This is a genomic window from Mesorhizobium sp. M4A.F.Ca.ET.050.02.1.1, assembly GCF_003997725.1.
In the GTDB taxonomy this organism is placed as follows: Bacteria; Pseudomonadota; Alphaproteobacteria; order Rhizobiales; family Rhizobiaceae; genus Mesorhizobium.
Window position 1 is genome coordinate 1 of record NZ_RZSG01000783.1, and the last position, 2,733, is coordinate 2,733.

Below are 2,733 nucleotides of genomic sequence, written 5' to 3' on the forward strand. Positions count from 1 at the left end.
GAGCGCGTCGCGGGCGACCCCTCCCGGCCCTGCGGGCCACCCTCCCCTCGAGGGGGGGGATAAGCCGGCCTCAATCCGAGACCGGCGTGTTCTCGTCGACGTCGACGCGGAAGTTGCCTTCGAGGATCTCGGCCTTCTTCTTCTCGACCAGGTCCTTGACCTCGGCCGGCAGCGTCTTGTCGAACTTGTGATACGGCGCCAGGAACGAACCGCCCTTGGCCATGCGCGAGAAATCGCCATAGTCCTGCGCGGTGAAGACACCCGCCTTGACCAGCTTGATCGCCTGCTCGACCGTCGGGTACATGTCCCACACCGGCCCGGTGATCACCGTATCCGGGCCGAGGCTCGACTGGTCGGACATGTTGGAGATGGCGAGGATCTTCTTCTCCACCGCCGCCTCGATGACGCCGAAGCGCTCGGCATAGATCACGTCGACGCCAGCGTCGATCTGCGCCACGGCGGCTTCCTTGGCCTTCGGCGGATCGAAGAAGGAGCCGATGAAGGCGACCTTCTTCTTGATGTTCGGGTTGACCTCCTTGGCGCCGGCGAAGAAGGCGTTGACCAGCCGGTTCACTTCCGGAATGCCCATCGCCGCCACCGCGCCGACGGTGCCGGACTTCGACATCTTGCCAGCAATCAGGCCGGAAAGGTACGCCGGCTCGTGGATCCAATTGTCGAAGACGCCGAAATTGGGCTCGGCCGGCCCGGCGCCGGAGCCGAACAGCCATGCGGTCTTCGGGAACTGTTTTGCCGTGCGGCGCGACTCGCGCTCGGCGGCGAAGGCATCTCCCAGCACCAGCTGGTAGCCGCCCTGCGCATATTCGCGCATCACGCGGCTGAAGTCGGCGGTCTGCACCTTTTCCGACCATTTGTATTCGATGCCGAGCTCCTTCTCGGCCTTCTGCAGGGCGACGTGGATCTGGTTGTCCCACGGCTCCTCGATCGGCGTGGCGAAGATCGCCGCCACCTTCAGCTTCTTGTCCTTGGCTAAGGCGGCATTCGGCAGCACCGCCGCTGCCAGCCCAAGCGCGCCGAGTTCCAGCACGGTGCGCCGAGACAAGCCGGCGCGTTCAATTTTGCTAGGATCGTCTTTCATGGAAGTGCCCCTCTGGTTGACAGCCGTGTCGAGCCGGCCGTTCTCAGGAATGTCAGACGCTGGACTATGGAACGGTGTCTGAGTTTTGTCCACATGGTCAAATTTGATGTGCTTGGATGCGAAGGAACGCGACGTTGAGCCGTTTACGGGACTTGCCACGACCCCGTCTCCGCGAACCTTCTCAGCACCGGCGCCGGCTCGAAGATCGCCCGGCCGGTCCGCCTATGCCAATGCTCCAGCCGCTCGACGATCTTCGCAGCCCCTTCGAGGCCGGCCCAGAACATCGGCCCACCCTTGCCGATGGGAAAGCCGTAACCGTTCGCCCAGACGACATCGATGTCCGACGCCCGCACCGCAATGCCTTCCTCGAGGATCCTCGCGCCTTCGTTGACCAGCGGATAGAGCGTGCGCTCGATGATCTCGTCGGCGCCGATTTCGCGCCGGGCGATGCCAGGCTCGGCTGCCTTGGCGCGGATCAATTCCTCGACCTCGGGATCAGGGACGGGCTCGCGCGAGCCGCTTTCATAGCGATACCAGCCCCTGCCGGTCTTCTGGCCGAAACGGCCCTGCTCGCAGAGCGTGTCGGCAATCACCGCCGTCTGGCCGCGCGCCTTGCGGTTGCGCCAGCCGATGTCGAGGCCGGCGAGATCGCCCATCTGGAACGGCCCCATCGGCCAGCCGAAATCGGTGAACGCCTTGTCGACCTGGCCGGGCGTCGCCCCTTCGAGCAGCAGGAACTCGTTTTCCGCGCCGCGTGCGGACAGCATGCGATTGCCGACGAAGCCGTGGCAGACGCCGACGACGACCGGCACCTTGCCGATGCGCCGCGCTAGCTCCGCAACCGTCGCCAGCGCGTCGGGCGCGGTCCTATCGGCGCGCACGATTTCCAAGAGCTTCATGACATTGGCCGGCGAGAAGAAATGCATGCCGAGCACATCCTGCGGCCGCGACGTCGAGGCGGCGATCTCGTCGACATCGAGATAGGAGGTGTTGGTGGCAAGGATCGCGCCCGGCCTGGCCACCGCGTCGAGTTTGCCGAACACCACCTTCTTGACCGCCATGTCCTCGAACACCGCCTCTATTACCAGGTCGCAATCGGCAAGGTCGGCATAGTCGGTGCTGCCTTTGAACAGGCCAAGCCGTTGCTGCCTGGCCTCTTCCGTCAGCGAGCCACGGCCGACCGAGACCGCGTAGTTCTTCTCGATCATTGCGAGGCCCCGTTGCAGCGCCTCCTCGCCGGTTTCGAGCAAGGTCACCGGAAAGCCGCCATTGGCAAAGGCCATCGCGATGCCGCCGCCCATCGTGCCGGCGCCGATGATGCCGACGCGGGCGATCTTGCGGCGGGTGACGTCCTTGCCTTGTATCTTGGCCGCTTCCCGTTCGGCGAAGAACAGATGCCGCTGCGCGCGCGACTGGTCGCCGGCAACGAGCTTCACGAACAGCGCGCGCTCCGCCGCCAGCGCCTCATCGAACGGCAGCGTGATCGCATTGCGCACGGCTTCGGCGCAGGCAAGCGGAGCCTCCAGCCCACGCGCTTTCCTGGCAAGCTCGGCCGCCTGACGGTCGAAGGCTGCAAGGTCCGTTTCGGCAACGCGGTCCCTGCGTTCGCGCACCGGCGCGAACGACCCGCCTTTGGC

Annotated in this window: 2 protein-coding genes; both read right to left on the reverse strand. The window is 65.4% G+C overall.

Annotated features, from left to right (window positions below; all coding sequences use genetic code 11):
* Positions 1-70 precede the first annotated feature (70 nt).
* Positions 71-1,096: a BMP family protein gene (locus tag EOA33_RS31060; protein WP_126057541.1), complete on the reverse strand. Its 1,026-nt coding sequence runs from the start codon at positions 1,094-1,096 to the stop codon at positions 71-73.
* Between the two features lie 143 nt (positions 1,097-1,239).
* The coding region (locus tag EOA33_RS31065; RefSeq protein WP_145989377.1) for a 3-hydroxyacyl-CoA dehydrogenase at positions 1,240-2,733 on the reverse strand (1,494 nt) is incomplete at its 5' end.

Coding starts and splice junctions, on each gene's coding strand:
- EOA33_RS31060 (WP_126057541.1), bottom strand. CDS start 1,096: ATGAAAGACGATCCTAGCAAAATTGAACGCGCCGGCTTGTCTCGGCGC.